Raw genomic sequence first — 17552 nt, 5'->3', positions numbered from 1 at the left:
ATACATGCTAAATGAGTTCAATGGGTTTACTTGTGCTAACTAAATTTCAAAATCTATTTCATCAGTAATTTGGCGTAAAAAGCGTTGTGTCAGTTCATGTTGTGGATTATCGATAATTGATTTTGCTGGCCCTTCTTCAACAATGACACCATTTGCCATAAAGATGATACGATCGGCAACGTATTTAGCAAACTCCATTTCATGCGTGACAATGATCATCGTAATATGTTCCTTAGCTAGCTGTAACATCACTTGCAGTACTTCATGGACTCGTTCGGGGTCGAGTGCCGATGTCGGTTCATCAAATAATAGTACTTTAGGTTTAACTGCCAGTGCTCTAGCTATGGCGACACGTTGTTGCTGTCCACCTGATAAGGTGATTGGATATTGATTTGCGTACGGCAACATACCAACTCGCTCGAGTAAAGATAGCCCTTGCTGTTTGGCTTTGTCTTTACCTATTTTTTGTCCAACAACTAGTGGGTAGGTAATATTTTCTAATGCAGTTTTATTTTTAAATAAATTATAGTGTTGAAAAACCATTGCTGATTGTTTGCGTAAATTTATTTCGTCTTTACTGCGATATTGTTCACTATTTAAGGTAACCGATCCTATTTTGATTGTCCCTGTATTTGGTTTTTCCAGTAAATTTAAACAACGCAACAAGGTTGATTTACCTGAACCCGATGGACCAATAATGGCTACCACTTCGCCTTGTTTAATATTTAAATTAATGTCCTTTAACACTTCATTATCAGCAAAGCGTTTAGACAAATGTGAAATAGAAATCATCACCTTTCTCCTTAACGGTGATAGGGTTTACTGAGCTTGTTCTCAAGCTTCTTTTGTATCCACGAATAGATAACAACAGTAAACCAATAAACAATACCGACAGCCAAATAAGTTTCAAAATAGAGGAACGAATTGGCCGTTAACATTTTCCCTGCTGCTAATAATTCTTGTACGCCAACAAAAAAAGCCACTGATGAATCTTTAAGCAATGAAATAAACATATTGCCTGTGTTGGGTAAAGCATTAACCACTGCTTGTGGCAGAATAATGCCACGATAAACTTGAAAAGTACTAAGGCCTGAGGTTAAGCCTGCTTCTTTTTGCCCGTGATCGACCGATGCTAAACCAGCACGAAAGATTTCAGCTAAATAAGCCGAATATTTTAAACTAAAGCAAATAATCGCCGCTGTCGTTGCGCCCATCTGCTTCAATATCGGGAAAATTTGCGGTAATCCATAGTAAATAATAAACAATAACACAACGGAAGGAATACCACGAAATAATGAAATAAATAGCGCGAACATAGCATCAATCACGATAATCTTATGATTACGTAATAATGCAATAGCTAACCCAAAAACAATAGCAAATAGGATCGAAACGATAGCAATAAAGAGTGTGACTGGCAGATAAGGTAAAATCTGCGGGAACACACTAAAAAAATAAGTTACATTAAAATTCATGAGGTAATATCTTCACCAAAATATTTAATTGCAATGTTTTTCAATGTGCCATTGGTGCGAAGTTTTTCTAAAGCCTGATTGAACTTTTCACGCAATGCTTGGCCTTTTTCATCTTTACTAAATGGGAACGCTACTTGTTCAATAGTAATAGGATCACCGACCAATTTAAACGGTAAGCTTTTGCGTTTAATTTCGGCAAGTAAGATAGGTTTTGAATTGATATAACCATCAACACGTTGATACTCAGTATCATACATAGCACCATCTCGTGTTTCATAGGTTTTGATTGTAATATCATTATTTGGAAAAGCGTTTTTTAAATTATTAATATGATTTGAACCAAGCACACCAGCAATGGTTTTACCCTTAAAATCAGAAAGTTGGGTGATGTTTTTATTGTCTTTATGTGTAACAATTTGACTGCCATAAAAGCTGTAAGTATTGGAAAAATCATATTTGGCTTCACGTGCAGGGGTAATTGCAACTGCATTGGCAATGGTATCTAAACGTCCTGAATCAAATTGCCCCATTAAACCGCCAAATTCAGCAATCACCCACTCAACTTTATAACCGAGCTCTTTGGCGATAGCTTCAGTTATCTCAACATCAAATCCTACTAATTTATCGTTTTGTTTATAACCATTAGGATAACTTTGCCCTGTGGAACCTACTTTTAGAATATTTTGCTCGGTTGCTTGATTACTGGATTGGTTATCACAACCGACCAACGCTAAACCGGTTAATATTGCAGCAGATAATAATGTTATTATTTTATTCATTGTCTATGGCTCCTATTTTTCCATTCGGTATAGCATTTTTGATTGAAAATTTTTTCAAAATAAACAGTAGTATGGTCTTCGGTTAGATCGGCTTGTCCAATTGGACTAAAACCTTTTTTGATATACATTTGTGCCAACCAAGGGTGATTTTGTGCTGTACCTAAAGTGACGGCTGGTAGTTTTAATTGATTAATCAGGATCTGTTGTTCTACCCAATCCCACAACTGATTGCCATAACCTTGTCCTTTATATTTGGGATCGGTTGCAAACCAACCTAAATGTGGTAATCCATAAGGTCCTGGATTATTTCCCCATGGAAAACGAATGCTTAAAGTCGAAACTAATTTACTTTCTTTTTCAAATAGATAAACTGCATTGGATTGTATATGATGATTAATTTGCTCATCATTTACTGTGGCAGCGGCAAAATGAATTCCCAAATTCGTTGTCATTTGATAAGCATTGTGTAATAAAGCCTGATACGCAGGAATATCGGACTTTGTAATTAAGCGAAAGCTCATGCTAGTACTCCACTTTGCTCAGCATAATTGATAACTTGCTGCACTTTTTCTGGTGCTGAGCCAAGATAGTTGATTGGTTCAAGCCAGCTATCAAGTTCTGCTACAGAAAATTCTTTATTCAATAATGGATCATCTAACAGTACATCTTTAAAATCTCTGTTTTGTTCAAAAGTTTGCATAGCACAGTTATACACCAGATGATGAGCAGTTTGTTTGCCTAAACGCTTACCAATTTCAAACATGACTTTTTCAGATAGCAACAGCCCATTTTGCATTAATAAATTTGCTAACATGCGATCACTATTGACTTTTAAACCTCTAAGAATAGTGAGTGCGGTCTGTAATTGAGCAGAGATGTATAAATTAATTTCGGGTAAGGCAATCCATTCTGCCCGCCAACTCATGGCATCGCGTTCATGTTCAACTTTCATCGATTCGTGGATTAACGCAACACTTTTTAACAGGGGCGCAGTTAAGCTTGCCAAACCTTCTAAAGCTGCTGGATTACGTTTGTGAGGCATGGTAGTTGAACCGATTTTTCCTTCCGAAAACGGCTCTTCGACTTCATTAATTTCAGTACGCATTAAGTTATAAAACTCGTTGCCAATTTTGCCTAGTGTGCCACTAATTAAGGCGATGACAGAGCCATATTCCGAAAAACGGTCGCGAGCTGATTGCCAACCGATATTTGGGGTATTAAGGCCAAGGCTCGATAATGCACGTGCTTCAATCATAGGACCAAAATTCCCCATTGAAGCATAAGTGCAAACAGCACCACTAATGTTTCCAACTAAAACACGCTGTTTTATTTCAGTTAAACGTTGTAAATGGCGTACAAACTCATCTAACCAAACTGCTAATTTAAAACCAAATGTAGTCGGTAGCGCTTGCATACCGTGAGTGCGCCCAACCATAGGCAGATATTGATATTGTTTTGCTAATCGTTTAAGTTCAATAGCAATAAGTTTGGTATCACGTTCAACAATAGCGAAAGATTGTTTTAATTGTAAAACCGTTGCCGTATCGACAATGTCTTGAGTGGTTGCGCCGTAATGAATAAATTGTCCAGCTTCGCCCACCTGTTTTTGTAGTGCGTTAATCGTCGACATTAACGAGTGTTTCGCTTTCGCGGCTTCGTCAGAAATTTGTTGTAAAGATAATTTCGATGCATCTGCTTTTTTTACAATTTCGTCAGCTACATCAGTTGGGATCACACCTAATTCACCTTCGGCCTTTGCCAAGGCGACTTCCACATCGACTTGCTTTTCTAAACGATTTTGTTCTGACCAAATGGCTCGCATTTCACTGGTGCTAAAGTTATTCCCTAAAATTAAAAAATCTAAAACATGTGATGCCACAACAGCCCTCAATTATTTCCTATATTTCATTGTTCAATTATTAATAATTAATGGATTAGCGTCTAATAATCAGTTTGTATATTGATATAACTAAAAGGAATAAAAATAGGAAATTAAATATAGAGAATTAAAGAAATAGAGGATTATCCAACATCAGTTAAAAATGAAATTATTTTTATTTAATGGGATATTTTGATTTGAGTGGATTAGGATTTTTATTATTAATCGCAATAACTAAGGAAATTTAATCATTCCCTTAGTTTTATTCTAGATTTTGAATTATTATTCAATTTGTTAATGAGTTTTATAATACTTCAACTATTGATTCACAGAGTCTGGACATATTATCAATAGTCATTCCTGCAACATTGATTCGTCCTGAATTAACAATGTAGATGCCATAATCACTGCGTAACTTTAGAACTTGCTCTTCACTTAAGCCACTAAATGAGAACATCCCATTTTGTTTAGCAATAAAGCTAAAGTCTTGATTTGCACCTTTATCTTGTAACGTTTTAACAAATAATTGTCGCATACGATGAATGCGTTGACGCATGTTGGTTAATTCATCAATCCACTCTTCTTTTAACTCTTCATTATTTAGAATATAAGAGACAATTTTAGCTCCATGAGCTGGAGGATTAGAATAATTCGCGCGAATAATGGTTTTAACTTGACTAAAAGCACGATCGGCAATTTCGGCATTCGCAGCAATTAATGTAAATGCCCCTACACGCTCGTTATATAACCCAAAGTTTTTTGAATAGGAGCTTGCAATAAGCAATTCAGGTTGATGATTTGCAAATAATCTTAATCCATAAACGTCCTCTTCAATACCTTGCCCAAAGCCTTGATAAGCTAAATCAAATAGAGGCAACCAACCATTTTTTAACGCTAAATCAGAAATAGCTTGCCATTGTTCTGGTGTTGGATCGATACCTGTTGGGTTATGACAGCAACCATGGAATAGTACTGCTTCGCCAGCTGCGACTTGACTTAAACTGCTCATCATGGCATCAAAGTCAAGACTATGTGTCTGCGGGTTGTAATAGTTGTATTCACGTACTTCAAGACCAGCGGTTTGAAATACACTACGGTGATTAGGCCAAGATGGATTACTTATCCAAATACGTTTGACTTTGGTTCGGCGAGATAAGAAATCAGCCATTATGCGTAGCGCGCCTGTTCCTCCTGGTGCTTGAGCTGTTCTTGCGCGTTCATTTTTATTACCAAAAAGTAACGTTTGTGTCGCTTCGTTAAATGTACTGGAACCATCAATTGGTAAATAACTTTTAGTGGTTTCGTCGGTTAATAAAAATTGTTCGGCCTTTTTTACACTTTCTAAAATAGGTGTTTTGGTGGTTTCGTCCTTGTAAACACCAACACTTAAATTAATCTTATTGGTGCGTTCATCTTTATTATAAAGATCTGCTAGCCCTAAAATGGGATCGGCTGGCGCTGCTGTTAAATATTCAAACATAATTCACCTATCTAATCTAATGACTTTTAACGCATTATATACACATTATTTTATAAGTTACAATTTAGAAAATATTTACTTTTATGGATCGACATCAGTATTGAGTTATCGCTTGAGTTATAGCTTACTAATTGTTATTTAATTAATAACAATTAGTTTATTTAAAAAAGACACTAAATCTTGGGTAAGTGTGGTTAACTCTCCTGTAATCAAATCTTCTTTTACAATTTCACCAGTTAAATTGTTCAAAGAAATTATTTCAGTACTTTCATCTGTCGCTGCTATAAAAATGGTTGGAACACGTTTTAATTTTTTTTGTTGAGATAAATGGGCAATTAAATTTTTTTCTAAATTAGAAAAATCATCATCATTCCAAGCTTGGATTAAAGTTAATTTGATGTCAGCTAATTTAGCTGTCATATTGCCAGCATATTGTGTTCCATAAAAAATGTGTGAAGAAGGATGTAAAGTAATGCCTACAACTTCTTCAACTATGGATAAATCTCTTGGTGGTTGTAAGGCAAACGGTTGCCAAAATACGGTAAGTTGTTCTGTTTTTAAAATACAAGGTGAAGGGATGGCATGCAATTCTTCACTTTGTGGGGCGTAATCAAATTGATTTAACCAACGAGTGGTAAATTCAATGAGTGCTGTTTTTTCAGGTATGTCCATAAATTGTTTTTGTCTCTTGTTAACAGTTTTCCTTAATAATTATTATACTGATTAAGATTAGCGTTGCACCATGTAATTCATTGCTTATTTTTAATTATATGAGATAAGCGTAAGGACAAAAATTTGTAAAGAAGTTTCAGGTTAACATGATGTTTTAGTATAAAGTACTCATATCAAAAAGTGAGATTTTCTTTTTTAGTTGAACAAGATTTATGATAAATACAAAATACCTTGATAACTATTTATAAAATACCAATTTTAATTTACTTGCTATCCTTTGCTGAAACGTTAAAATAAGAAAGGATTTTTTATCCTTGTAATGCAGCAATGGCGTTAGACATTACAATTTTTTTAGAAAGTAAAAAAGCGTAAGTAGGATTATTATAATTAAATAATATGTTTATTTTGAACAATCATATAACGATTTAATTTGGTAGCCAAAGTCAAAAAAACTTTAGTTTATAAGTTAACCATAGAAATAATATCGATGAGTTATATGTTTAGGGATGGTTCATAAAGTGAGTGAAACTTTTGAACATTTATAATGCCTTAAATTTTAAAAAGATATTGTACAAATAATATCGGTTTCACATAATATAATAACAAAAATAACACAAATAAAATAATGAATACCATATTTGAACATTTAGTTAACAACCATTATTTATCATTGTTAAAATAAACGTTTATTATTGATAATAATATTCTACCTATAATTAATTAAGATTAATAAAGAGTGTAGAATAATGAAAAGAATGCTAATCAACGCAACTCAGCAAGAGGAGTTGCGCGTTGCGCTCGTTGATGGACAACGCTTGTATGATTTAGATATTGAAAGTCTTGGGCATGAGCAAAAAAAAGCCAATATTTATAAAGGCAAGATCACTAAAATAAACCCAAGTTTAGAAGCAGCTTTTGTCTCTTATGGTGGTGAACGAGATGGATTTTTACCATTAAAAGAGATTGCTGAAAGTTATTTCCCCGCTAATATTTCGGGTCGTCGTAGTATTAAACATCTACAAGAAGGGCAAGAAGTTCTAATCCAAATTGAAAAAGAGATCCGAGGTAAAAAAGGTGCAGCATTAACGACTTATATTAGCCTAGCGGGTAGCTATTTGGTATTGATGCCTAACGATCCACGAGCAGGGGGAGTTTCACGCCGTATTGAAGGTGAAGATCGAGCGGATTTAAGACGCATTATTGATGCGATTGAAAAACCAAGAGGAATGGGGGTTATTGCTCGAACCGCGGGAGTGGGTAAAAGTCAGGAAGAATTACAACAAGATTTAGATGCCTTAGTAAACTATTGGACAGCCATTCAAAATGAAGCCAAAAACTATCCAGCTCCAAGCTTAATTCATAAAGAAAGTGATATTATTACCCGTGCATTTCGTGACTATTTGCGTGATGATGTGGGCGATATTTTAATTGATAACCCTAAAGTAATGGAAGTGGCTAAAAAGCGATTGGTTGATTTAGGTCGCGTTGAATATGTTAATCGTTTAAAACTTTATGAAGGTGATGTTCCATTATTTAATCATTTCCAGATTGAAGGGCAAATTGAGTCAGCATTCCAACGTGAAGTTCGCTTACCATCTGGTGGTTCAATCGTTATTGATACCACCGAAGCGTTAACTGCCATTGATATCAATTCAGCTAAGTCAATTCGTGGTAGTGATATTGAAGAAACCGCGTTTAACACGAATCTTGAAGCAGCAGAGGAGATCGCCCGTCAATTACGTTTACGCGATTTAGGTGGTTTGATTGTTATTGATTTTATTGATATGACACCAATTCGTAACCAACGTGAAGTTGAAAACCGCTTAAAAGAGGCGATGAAAACTGACCGTGCCCGTATTCAAACTACGCGAATCTCGCGCTTTGGTTTGCTTGAGATGTCTCGTCAACGTTTAAGTCCTTCATTACGCGAAGCAACGCATCATATTTGTCCTCGTTGTCAAGGCACGGGAACTGTACGTGATAACAATTCATTGTCTCTTTCTATTCTTCGTTTGATTCAAGAAGAAGCGATGAAAGATAATACAGTTCAAATTGATGTGATTGTCCCTGTGCCAATTGCCAGTTATTTACTTAATGAAAAACGTCGAGCGATTACAAATATTGAGAAAATGCATTCTGATGTCAAGATTGTAATTGCGGGCGACGAAGAGATGGAAACTCCTCTTTATAAAGTTATTCGTAAACGTACCGGTGAAGAGACAGATGTACTAAGTTATAATCTTCCTAAACTGATTCGTGAACTTGAAGAAGAGGAAGAAGATCAAACGACAGATATTATTGTAGAACAAGCTATATTATCAGGACCAAAAGTCGAAGCTTATGCAACACCAAAAGTTAAAGCTGAGCCAAAAATTAAGAAATTATTTAATCTATGTAATACTATTTTAGGTAAAGTAAATAAACTATTTGCTGCTGAAAAACCTAAACCAGAGCCAGAAGTTAAACAACCATCACAAAAACGACGTGATAATCAGCGCTCTAATAATCGACGTCAGCGTAATAATCGAAATAACAATGCTGTTAACAATATTATTGCTATGGTGACACCGGCAACAGAAAGCAGTACAAAAGAGACGCCAAATAGAAGCAGTGGACGTCGTACAAGACAAAGCAATAATGCAAATGCATCAAATACGATAAATGCTACTCCTAAGGCAGATAAAACGGTTAATGAAGCAACAACTATTAAGCCAAAAGAGCCTAAACCACGACGTCAACAACGTACTTTAACCAAAAGTGTCCGAGTTAAAAATAGTGAAATGATCGATCAAATTGTTGATGAAAAAGTTGTTATTCCAACTTTATTATTACCAATTATTGTTGGTGAACCAATGGGTAATAATGTTGCTGAGACTCAACCAAAACGTCAACGTCGTACATCTAGACATTTGCGTATGAATGGTCAGCGCAACAAGCGACGCGTAAAAAATGCTGAACAAAAACTGTCACCAATGCCATTGCCATTTGCTGCTGCATCATTAGAACTGGCTTTAGGACGAGTATCTATTGATTATAGTCAATTGAAGCAGGAAGAACCAAAAGTGACAACACGGGTGATTCCGTCGTTATTAGTACCAATTGTTATTAAAGATAATGAAGTTGTTGCGACAAATAACATTAAAGATAATACCGATATGACGTTAGGTGATACTTCAGCAAATCAAGTAGACGTTAATATGCAACCTGATTTTGAAGAAGTTAAACAAAGTAACGACAGGGAGAAATCAGTTAATGAAACTGAACAAACAACTGGTCATTCTTCGGCTGTAATGACGAAAGCGTCAGCACCAGAATACGAATTATCGAATGAAAGTATAAAGTCTCGAGAAGAGTCAGACTATCATTTTGATGGTAAAGGTAATGCTGGTGGTTTAAGTGCACAAGATCATGCTTATGCAGCTGCTAGTAAACCAGTAATATCAGAAGATTAATCCTTTAAATAGCTTAAAACACGGTAATAGAGAGTTGTTACCGTGTTTTATTTACTTATAATAGCGATAAAGATAAATATGATTATCTATATTTTCAAAAAAATAGTAACGTTTTTATTTATTATCTGCGTATTGACTCAGATTTGTTTCTGCTTAGTCTATTTTGCTCCACATTCGATGCTTAACTTTAATAATCTCAGTTTTGTTGATGCATATAGTGCCTTTTTTAAGCAATTACTACAAGGTCAATTCAGATTATTATCTGGTGAAACTGTTCCATTTTTTCACACTTTGTTAGCGACCTTTGAGCTTTGTATACTCGCTTTAGTGGTTGCTTTAGTGATTGGGTTACCGTTAGGAATATTTCTTGGGCTGAGTAATATTAATTGGCTAAATAGTACAATTCGCTTAGGCTCTTTATTTCTATATTCTTGCCCTATAGTTATGCTTGTTGTTATTGTTATGCATTGGTTATCACCTACTTGGACAATATCAATGAATTTTGATGTGTCGCCGTCAGTAGCAGGGACATCATTACTTGATATTTTAGTTGCATCAAAAACATTTAAATTACAAGCGCTACTTGATCAACTTCACCATTTAATTTTGCCTATTATTATTTTAGCCATTCAACCAAGTATTATGACAATACAATTAGTGAGTCAATCAGTAAAAAGCACCTCACGTCAAAACTATATTAGAATGGCGATTATTCGTGAACGATCCCCATTTAAAGTTTTACGTCGTCATTTGTTACCTAATTCTATTCCTGCAACGATTCCACAGTTAACATACAATACGACAACGTTGCTGTTTTCGACAATGGTAATCGAAATTTTATTTAATCGTGTTGGTCTAGGGCAATGGGTGATGATTGCTTATCGCCATCATAATTATTCTATTATTGCTATTGCTATTTTGGCATGTGGCACGGTTATCAGTCTATTAACATTATTAGGTGAGATTTCCGCAGTTGCTATTTATCCATTACGCCATAAGGTAAATTATGTCTAAGGTAACTAAATTAGCTAATGCTATTGTATCTTGTTTTAATAAGTTACATAGTAATGTATATTTAATTATTAGCTTTTATGGCATATTAGCAATTGCATTTGTAGCATTATCGACTAAATGGTTTTTTCATGCTCATTTAAACCCTATTTATCCAGCCTCATTACCACCAGCTTGGTGGCCGAATGGTGATTTGAATCATATTTTAGGTACTAATGCTAAAGGACAAGATATTTTTGATTATTTATTGATTGGGTATCGTTCGACCATATCCATGACATTAAAAGCCGTATTTTATGTCATTGTTATTGGTGGGCTAATTAATTATTTAATGTTTTTTATATCTTTTTTACGCCCATTAGTTCTATTTATTTTTAAGTTTTGTATGGTTGTACCACCGCTACTCGGCGTCATTGCAATTAGCATGGTATTTAAAGATGATATTACCAATATGTTATTAGTGATAGGATTATCTTATACACCACGCTTTATCTATAATATTCATCAACGAGCAATTAATGAATGGCACAAAACTTACATTACCGCTTATCGATTGGATGGGTTGTCACCATTTTCAATTTTTAATCACTATATTTTACCTAATATTTTACCTGTATATTTTACCGAAATTGTCTCATTATTTGGTTCGATCATTTTAGCCATTACTACCATAACTTTTTTAGGTTTTGCCAATGATGTTTCTCGCCCCGATTTGGGTATGATGATGTTTAAAATGAAAGATATTATCGGTACTAATTATTTAGCCTTTCTAGCTCCAGGATTGGCTGTGGTCATTACCATTACTTTGGTCTATTTATTCAATTTTGGATTATATGGCCGACGAGCAGGGCATTAATTATGGCTTTGTTAGATATTCGAAATTTAACCATAGAATTTATTACACCTGATGGTTTGTTGCGTGCAATCGATCGTGTAAGTTTAAAGTTATCTGAAGGTGAAATTCGTGGTTTAGTTGGGGAATCTGGTTCAGGAAAAAGTCTGATTGCTAAAGCCATTTTAGGGGTGACTAATCACAACTGGAAGATTTCGGCCGATCGTTTTCATTTTAATGATATTGATCTATTAAAACTGACCCCTAAGCAACGTCGAAAAGTGATTAGTGATAATGTATCTATGATATTTCAAGAACCACAATCATGTTTAGATCCCTCAATGAAAATTGGTCAACAACTCATAAATGCCATTCCAAGAAGAACATTTAAAGGGCATTGGTGGCAAAGATTCTTCTGGCGAAAAAATCGTGCCATTGAATTGTTGCATCGGGTAGGAATTAAAGACCATAGAGAGATATTGAAATCTTATCCATTTGAATTAACCGAAGGAGAGTGCCAGAAAGTAATGATCGCTATTGCTTTGGCTAATCGACCTAAATTATTAATTGCCGATGAGCCTACTAATTCAATGGAAGCAACAACTGAAGCACAAATATTTAGGCTTCTGGCGAGTATGAACCAAAATATTGGTACCACCATTCTTCTTATCAGTCATGATTTACAAATGGTGACACGATGGACTGATCGTATTAGTGTATTGTATTGTGGGCAAACGGTTGAAGTTGCTGATAGTGAGGATTTAATTAAATCACCTTATCACCCTTATACCCAAGCTTTAATTTATGCTATTCCTGATTTTGGTAAAGCGATGCCCCATAAAAGCCCCCTCAATACTTTACCGGGAGTGATTCCATCTCTTGAACATTTGCCTATAGGTTGCCGGTTAGGACCGCGTTGTCCTTATGCTCAAAAAAAATGTATTCAAGCCCCAGAGTTAATACCGATAAAGGATCACTCGGTAGCTTGCCATTTTCCGTTAAATACGGATGAGTAGTAAATAATAGGAATATATCATGAGTCCAATATTAAAAGTACGTAATTTATCTAAACAATTTAAAATTCCTAAAGGTCTCTTAGGGCACTTAAGAATTGATGCGGTTAAACCATTGTCGTTTTCTCTAAGTGAAGGTAAAACCTTAGCCATTATTGGACAAAATGGCTCAGGAAAGTCAACTTTAGCGAAAATGTTAGTTGGTATGTTAAAACCTGACAGTGGCGATATCTGGATTGATGGTAATAAAGTTGAATATGGTGATTATAGTTACCGTTGCCAACTTATTCGCATGATATTTCAACATGTAGAAAGCTCTTTTGATCCAAGATTACGCATTGGTCAATTGTTAGAAATTCCATTAAAACACAATACTAAATATAATGCCCAAGAACGTGAAAAGTTAATTAGTGAAGTCTTAAAACAAGTTGGACTGTTACCTGAACATGCTTCTTACTATCCTTCGGTAATGGCGGCGGGACAAAAGCAACGAGTGGCATTAGCTCGAGCATTAATTCTGAAACCTAAAGTGATAATTTTAGACGAAGCTTTAGCTGCACTAGATATTTCAATGCGTTCGCAAATTGTGAATTTAATGTTATCGCTGCAAGCGGAGCAAAATATTTCTTATGTATACGTTACTCAAGATATAGGGATGATGAAACATATTAGCGATGAAATTTTAGTGATGCATAATGGCGAACTAGTTGAATATGGTAATACGGCTGAAGTATTAGCTTCACCATTAAGTGACATTACCCAAAAATTAATTAATAGCTATTTTGGCGAAGCATTAACCGCTGATACTTGGCGTACTGACACTCGTGCTTTCTAAGGTTTAATGACTCCAACACCCTTTTTACTGTGATAATCATTCAAAGCATTATCTCCTATTGAATTTGCTACTATACTGATTTTTTAAATCTTATTTCTATTATTGTTCAATAAAAATCTCGACAAATATTATAAAACCCACTATATTTAGCTATACAGATATCTAGACGTCTATTTTAACTGTTCAAAAATAACTGATTATTTTAGGAGCTGTTGTTATGCCTATTTGTATTCCAGACTCATTGCCCGCTGTTGATGTATTACGCAATGAAAATGTATTTATTATGACTTCATCGCGTGCAAAAACCCAAGAAATTAGACCTCTTAAGCTTCTCTTTCTCAATTTAATGCCTAAAAAAATCGAGACTGAAAATCAATTTTTTCGACTTTTATCGAATTCACCTTTACAAGTGAATGTTCAATTATTACGTATTGATCAGCGCGAATCAAAAAATACACCAATGGAACATTTAAATAGCTTTTATTGTGATTTTGATGATATTCGACATCAGAATTTTGATGGACTTATTATAACGGGAGCACCATTAGGAAAAGTACCTTTCTCTGATGTGGTTTATTGGCCTAAATTAGCTGAAATTATTACTTGGGCAAAAGAACATGTAACTTCAACAATGTTTGTTTGTTGGGCTGTGCAGGCTGCTTTAAACGTTTTGTATGATTTGCCAAAATTTACTCGTAGCCAGAAATTATCAGGCGTTTATCAACATCACATTATTAAGCCGAATGCGATTTTATCTCGAGGATTTGACGATACCTTTTTAGCACCGCATTCACGTAATGCTGATTTTCCCAAAGATAAAATCATAAATTACACCGATTTAACAATTTTAGCCGAGTCCGATATTACAGGACCTTATCTAATGACCACGGCAGATAAACGCATGGCATTTGTAACAGGGCATCCAGAATACGACTCTTTCACCTTAGCCAATGAATATTTTCGTGATATTAAAGCCGGTATAGACCCCAATATTCCAGAAAATTATTTTCCTGATAATAATCCAAATCTGACCCCTAAAGCCACATGGCGCAGTCATGCCTATTTACTATTTAGTAATTGGCTTAACTATTACGTCTATCAATTAACACCATATGATTTAACAACACGTAATATGACGGTAGATGATTAAAAGAAAGTTAATTTACAAAGCTTGTTTGTATATAGATGTGGAGAATATCGATTAAATATCGATTATGGAAAATAACTAAAAATTTGTAAATAAAATATGCCGTTCACTTGTGAACGTAAAATAAAAAAGAAAACTATTTAATAGATAAATAAAATTATAAAATATAGATATTCTTCAATCTATTATTGATTTTGTAGTATAGGAAATAAAAATAAGATCAATGTAATGCTATATAAGCTAGATTTTTATTATGGCTATCGTCATGATAATGCCAAAGTTACCCAAACCTTAAAAAAGCGTTCACTACAGGTAGAGCGCTATTATTTGATTTGGTGGTGTTAACTTATGAAACGAACTAGGCAATATAACTAGAAAATAAAATACGTGAACAAGAACTGTTTTTATAAATAAAAAGAACCAGAAAGATTTTAATGTAGAAAACTTACCGAATAAACTCTTTACATTATTTCATATTTTAAATCAAAAATTTATTTACTGAGCTTACACTAATAGTAAATGCATTTATGACTCACGTTTACATAGCAACCGATACCAAAAGGAGATTAGGAAAAACACATTAAAGCAATCAACGCTGATAGAATTATAATTTCTGATAAATTATATTTTTTTAAAGGAGTAAATAAAATGTCTACATATAAAATACTTAATCCAGAAGGAAATTTACATAATAGAATAGATTAGCTCTCTAGAATAGAGGTATTATGGACAACAATATTTAGAGATAAAAATAAATAATCAATTAGAAAAAAAGATTATTCAAATATTGCTCCATTTGTTGCATTGGGTTTGACAACGGATCATAAGAAAAATTAATAAATTAAGGTTATTGATTAATAATTATCGATGCGTTATTAAATGGGAATTTCATGAGCATAAATGGATTCATTTACCGGGAACTAATTTGGCAATAATACATTTATTTTATTTAATACATAATAAGTTATGAAAATATCTAATTCTTATATTCAATAAATTTGGATTTAGAGTATTTTTTTGATATTTATTTTGCCGAAAATAAGTAGTTTTTCTGACTGTAGACTTACAGGTAATAAGAAATTACCGATTTTGTCGCCTTATTTTAACTCTTTTTTCGCTTATTAGTATTTTAAACATGCATCCATTAAACGAAAATTATGAAATCAATCAATTTAAAAAGCTAAGGATAAAATTTTATCAATTGTAAAAAACAAAAGATAAAATCCTTATCTTGCATCATGTTAGGCATAGTTATATTATGGATAGCAGTACTATATTAATTAAGGAATTAAATATGTTAAAGTCAATTGATCCAACTACCACTTCTTCTTGGAAATCTCTTCAAGCTAGTTATGAAAAGCATCATGGAAAAACAATTGCCCAAATATTAAAAGATGAGCCTAAGCGTGTTGAAAAACTAAGTATTCCTTTTGAAGATGAGTTTTTGGTTGATTTGTCAAAAAATAGAGTGACAAAAGAAACTTTAGAGGTACTTTATAAACTCGCTAATGAATGTGATTTAAATGGTGCCATTAATGCCATGTATAGCGGTGAGAAAATTAATCGTACAGAAAACCGCGCTGTATTACATGTTGCGCTGCGTAATGTTTCAAATACTCCGATTTATGTTGATGGTAAGAATGTGATGGATGATGTTAACGCAGTATTGGCTAAGATGGAATCGTTTAGTAAAAAGATCATTAGCGGAGAATGGAAAGGTTATACGGGTAAAGCAATTACCGATGTAGTTAATATTGGTATTGGCGGTTCAGATCTTGGTCCTCATATGATTACCGAAGCATTACGTCCTTATAAAAATCATCTAACAATGCATTTTGTTTCGAATGTCGATGGTACTCATATTGTTGAAGCGCTTAAAGGTTTAAATCCTGAAACTACTTTATTCTTAGTGGCATCTAAAACGTTTACCACACAAGAAACTATGACAAATGCGCAGACTGCTCGTAAATGGTTACTTGATTCTGCCAAAGATGATAAAGCCGTTGCTTTGCATTTTGTAGCACTTTCAACCAATGCTAAAGAGGTCGAAAAATTTGGTATTGATACCACCAATATGTTTGAATTTTGGGATTGGGTTGGCGGTCGTTATTCATCTTGGTCTGCAATTGGCTTATCAATTGTTTTATCGATTGGTTTTGACAACTTCAAAGAGTTTTTAGCTGGCGGTCATGCTATGGATAAACACTTCCAAAGCGCGCCAATCGAGAAAAATATTCCAGCATTACTAGCGTTAATTGGTATTTGGTATAACAATTTCTGTGGAGCAGAAACTGAAGCAATTTTACCGTATGATCAGTATATGCATCGATTTGCAGCTTATTTTCAACAAGGAAATATGGAATCAAACGGTAAGAGTGTTGATCGTAATGGGTATAAAACGTCTTATACAACAGGCCCAATTATTTGGGGAGAACCTGGGACTAATGGTCAACACGCATTTTATCAATTAATTCATCAAGGTACTAAATTAATTCCATGTGATTTTATTGCACCAGCAATCAGCCATAATCCGGTAGGTGATCACCATCCGAAATTACTGTCTAACTTTTTTGCGCAAACCGAAGCTTTAGCGTTTGGTAAAACTGCTGAGCAAGTTGAGCAAGAATTCCTTGCAGCAGGTAAAACACTTGATGATGTTAAATCAATTGTACCGTTTAAAGTTTTTGAGGGTAATAAACCAACAAATTCGATTCTCGTGAAAAAAATAACACCTTATACTCTTGGAGCATTAGTGGCTATGTATGAACATAAGATTTTTACACAAGGTATTATTCTTAATATCTTTAGTTTCGATCAATGGGGTGTAGAGCTTGGTAAGCAATTAGCTGGTCGCATTTTACCTGAATTGGCAGATGATAAACCTGTTACTTCTCATGATGATTCAACTAATAATCTAATTAATCAATATAAGAAATGGCGTTAAGAAATTTAAAAGATTAAATTTGTTTAGCTAAAA

General features: G+C 34.2%; 14 protein-coding genes and 1 pseudogene. 8 read left to right on the top strand and 7 right to left on the bottom strand.

The features are described 5' to 3' along the window. Nucleotides 1-39: 39 nt before the first annotated feature. The 7 genes from A9G17_RS05900 to syd form a co-directional block, all read right to left on the bottom strand. Nucleotides 40-792, bottom strand: coding sequence for an amino acid ABC transporter ATP-binding protein (locus tag A9G17_RS05900; RefSeq protein ID WP_065737912.1), 753 nt, complete (start codon nucleotides 790-792; stop codon nucleotides 40-42). Nucleotides 793-803: 11 nt separating this feature from the next. Further along, entirely contained in the window at nucleotides 804-1475 is a 672-nt protein-coding gene (locus tag A9G17_RS05895) for an amino acid ABC transporter permease (protein ID WP_065737911.1), read from the bottom strand. Next, nucleotides 1472-2254, bottom strand: coding sequence for an amino acid ABC transporter substrate-binding protein (locus tag A9G17_RS05890; protein ID WP_065737910.1), 783 nt, complete (start codon nucleotides 2252-2254; stop codon nucleotides 1472-1474). Before A9G17_RS05890 ends, A9G17_RS05895 begins: the two co-directional genes overlap by 4 nt. Further along, entirely contained in the window at nucleotides 2251-2775 is a 525-nt protein-coding gene (locus A9G17_RS13165; RefSeq protein WP_065737909.1) for a GNAT family N-acetyltransferase, read from the bottom strand. The genes A9G17_RS05890 and A9G17_RS13165 overlap by 4 nt, the downstream gene beginning before the upstream one ends. Beyond that, nucleotides 2772-4133: an adenylosuccinate lyase gene (gene purB / locus A9G17_RS05880; protein ID WP_065739104.1), complete on the bottom strand. Its 1362-nt coding sequence runs from the start codon at nucleotides 4131-4133 to the stop codon at nucleotides 2772-2774. The genes A9G17_RS13165 and purB overlap by 4 nt, the downstream gene beginning before the upstream one ends. Nucleotides 4134-4437: 304 nt before the next feature. Then, nucleotides 4438-5613 carry an amino acid aminotransferase gene (locus A9G17_RS05875; protein WP_065737908.1) on the bottom strand — a complete coding sequence of 392 codons (1176 nt, stop codon included), beginning with the start codon at nucleotides 5611-5613 and terminating at the stop codon, nucleotides 4438-4440. Between the two features lie 138 nt (nucleotides 5614-5751). Then, a complete protein-coding gene (syd, locus tag A9G17_RS05870) occupies nucleotides 5752-6285 on the bottom strand; it encodes a SecY-interacting protein (protein ID WP_065737907.1) in 534 nt (177 codons plus the stop codon). Nucleotides 6286-7031: 746 nt separating this feature from the next. Between syd and rne the strand changes: the two are divergent. The 8 genes and pseudogenes from rne to pgi all read left to right on the top strand — a co-directional run. Then, nucleotides 7032-9026: pseudogene (gene rne, locus A9G17_RS05865) on the top strand (ribonuclease E); the annotation flags it as partial. A 39-nt stretch (nucleotides 9027-9065) separates the two neighbouring features. Continuing rightward, nucleotides 9066-9737: a hypothetical protein gene (locus tag A9G17_RS13415; RefSeq protein ID WP_442903431.1), complete on the top strand. Its 672-nt coding sequence runs from the start codon at nucleotides 9066-9068 to the stop codon at nucleotides 9735-9737. Between the two features lie 78 nt (nucleotides 9738-9815). Continuing rightward, a complete protein-coding gene (locus A9G17_RS05860; RefSeq protein WP_065737905.1) occupies nucleotides 9816-10751 on the top strand; it encodes an ABC transporter permease subunit in 936 nt (311 codons plus the stop codon). Beyond that, nucleotides 10744-11604 carry an ABC transporter permease subunit gene (locus A9G17_RS05855; RefSeq protein ID WP_065737904.1) on the top strand — a complete coding sequence of 287 codons (861 nt, stop codon included), beginning with the start codon at nucleotides 10744-10746 and terminating at the stop codon, nucleotides 11602-11604. Before A9G17_RS05860 ends, A9G17_RS05855 begins: the two co-directional genes overlap by 8 nt. Before the next feature lie 2 nt (nucleotides 11605-11606). Beyond that, a complete protein-coding gene (gene sapD, locus A9G17_RS05850) occupies nucleotides 11607-12596 on the top strand; it encodes a putrescine export ABC transporter ATP-binding protein SapD (RefSeq protein ID WP_065737903.1) in 990 nt (329 codons plus the stop codon). 16 nt (nucleotides 12597-12612) lie between these two features. Then, nucleotides 12613-13428, top strand: coding sequence for a peptide ABC transporter ATP-binding protein (locus A9G17_RS05845; protein ID WP_086308329.1), 816 nt, complete (start codon nucleotides 12613-12615; stop codon nucleotides 13426-13428). A 217-nt stretch (nucleotides 13429-13645) separates the two neighbouring features. Further along, complete coding sequence (gene metA, locus A9G17_RS05840) at nucleotides 13646-14578, top strand: homoserine O-acetyltransferase MetA (protein ID WP_065737901.1); 933 nt, start codon at nucleotides 13646-13648, stop codon at nucleotides 14576-14578. Between the two features lie 1255 nt (nucleotides 14579-15833). Further along, nucleotides 15834-17519, top strand: coding sequence for a glucose-6-phosphate isomerase (gene pgi, locus A9G17_RS05835; protein ID WP_442903425.1), 1686 nt, complete (start codon nucleotides 15834-15836; stop codon nucleotides 17517-17519). Nucleotides 17520-17552: the final 33 nt, after the last annotated feature.

Origin of the sequence: Gilliamella sp. wkB7 (genome assembly GCF_001693435.1) — a bacterium.
In the GTDB taxonomy this organism is placed as follows: Bacteria; Pseudomonadota; Gammaproteobacteria; order Enterobacterales; family Orbaceae; genus Gilliamella; species Gilliamella apicola_N.
Note: the sequence above shows the minus strand (reverse complement) of the source record. Positions and strands in the feature narration are given on the sequence as shown.

Coding starts and splice junctions, on each gene's coding strand:
- A9G17_RS05875 (WP_065737908.1), bottom strand. CDS start 5,613: ATGTTTGAATATTTAACAGCAGCGCCAGCCGATCCCATTTTAGGGCTA.
- A9G17_RS13165 (WP_065737909.1), bottom strand. CDS start 2,775: ATGAGCTTTCGCTTAATTACAAAGTCCGATATTCCTGCGTATCAGGCT.
- A9G17_RS05895 (WP_065737911.1), bottom strand. CDS start 1,475: ATGAATTTTAATGTAACTTATTTTTTTAGTGTGTTCCCGCAGATTTTA.
- A9G17_RS05900 (WP_065737912.1), bottom strand. CDS start 792: ATGATTTCTATTTCACATTTGTCTAAACGCTTTGCTGATAATGAAGTG.
- A9G17_RS05860 (WP_065737905.1), top strand. CDS start 9,816: ATGATTATCTATATTTTCAAAAAAATAGTAACGTTTTTATTTATTATC.
- A9G17_RS13415 (WP_442903431.1), top strand. CDS start 9,066: ATGATCGATCAAATTGTTGATGAAAAAGTTGTTATTCCAACTTTATTA.
- A9G17_RS05855 (WP_065737904.1), top strand. CDS start 10,744: ATGTCTAAGGTAACTAAATTAGCTAATGCTATTGTATCTTGTTTTAAT.
- metA (WP_065737901.1), top strand. CDS start 13,646: ATGCCTATTTGTATTCCAGACTCATTGCCCGCTGTTGATGTATTACGC.
- A9G17_RS05890 (WP_065737910.1), bottom strand. CDS start 2,254: ATGAATAAAATAATAACATTATTATCTGCTGCAATATTAACCGGTTTA.
- syd (WP_065737907.1), bottom strand. CDS start 6,285: ATGGACATACCTGAAAAAACAGCACTCATTGAATTTACCACTCGTTGG.
- sapD (WP_065737903.1), top strand. CDS start 11,607: ATGGCTTTGTTAGATATTCGAAATTTAACCATAGAATTTATTACACCT.
- pgi (WP_442903425.1), top strand. CDS start 15,834: ATGGATAGCAGTACTATATTAATTAAGGAATTAAATATGTTAAAGTCA.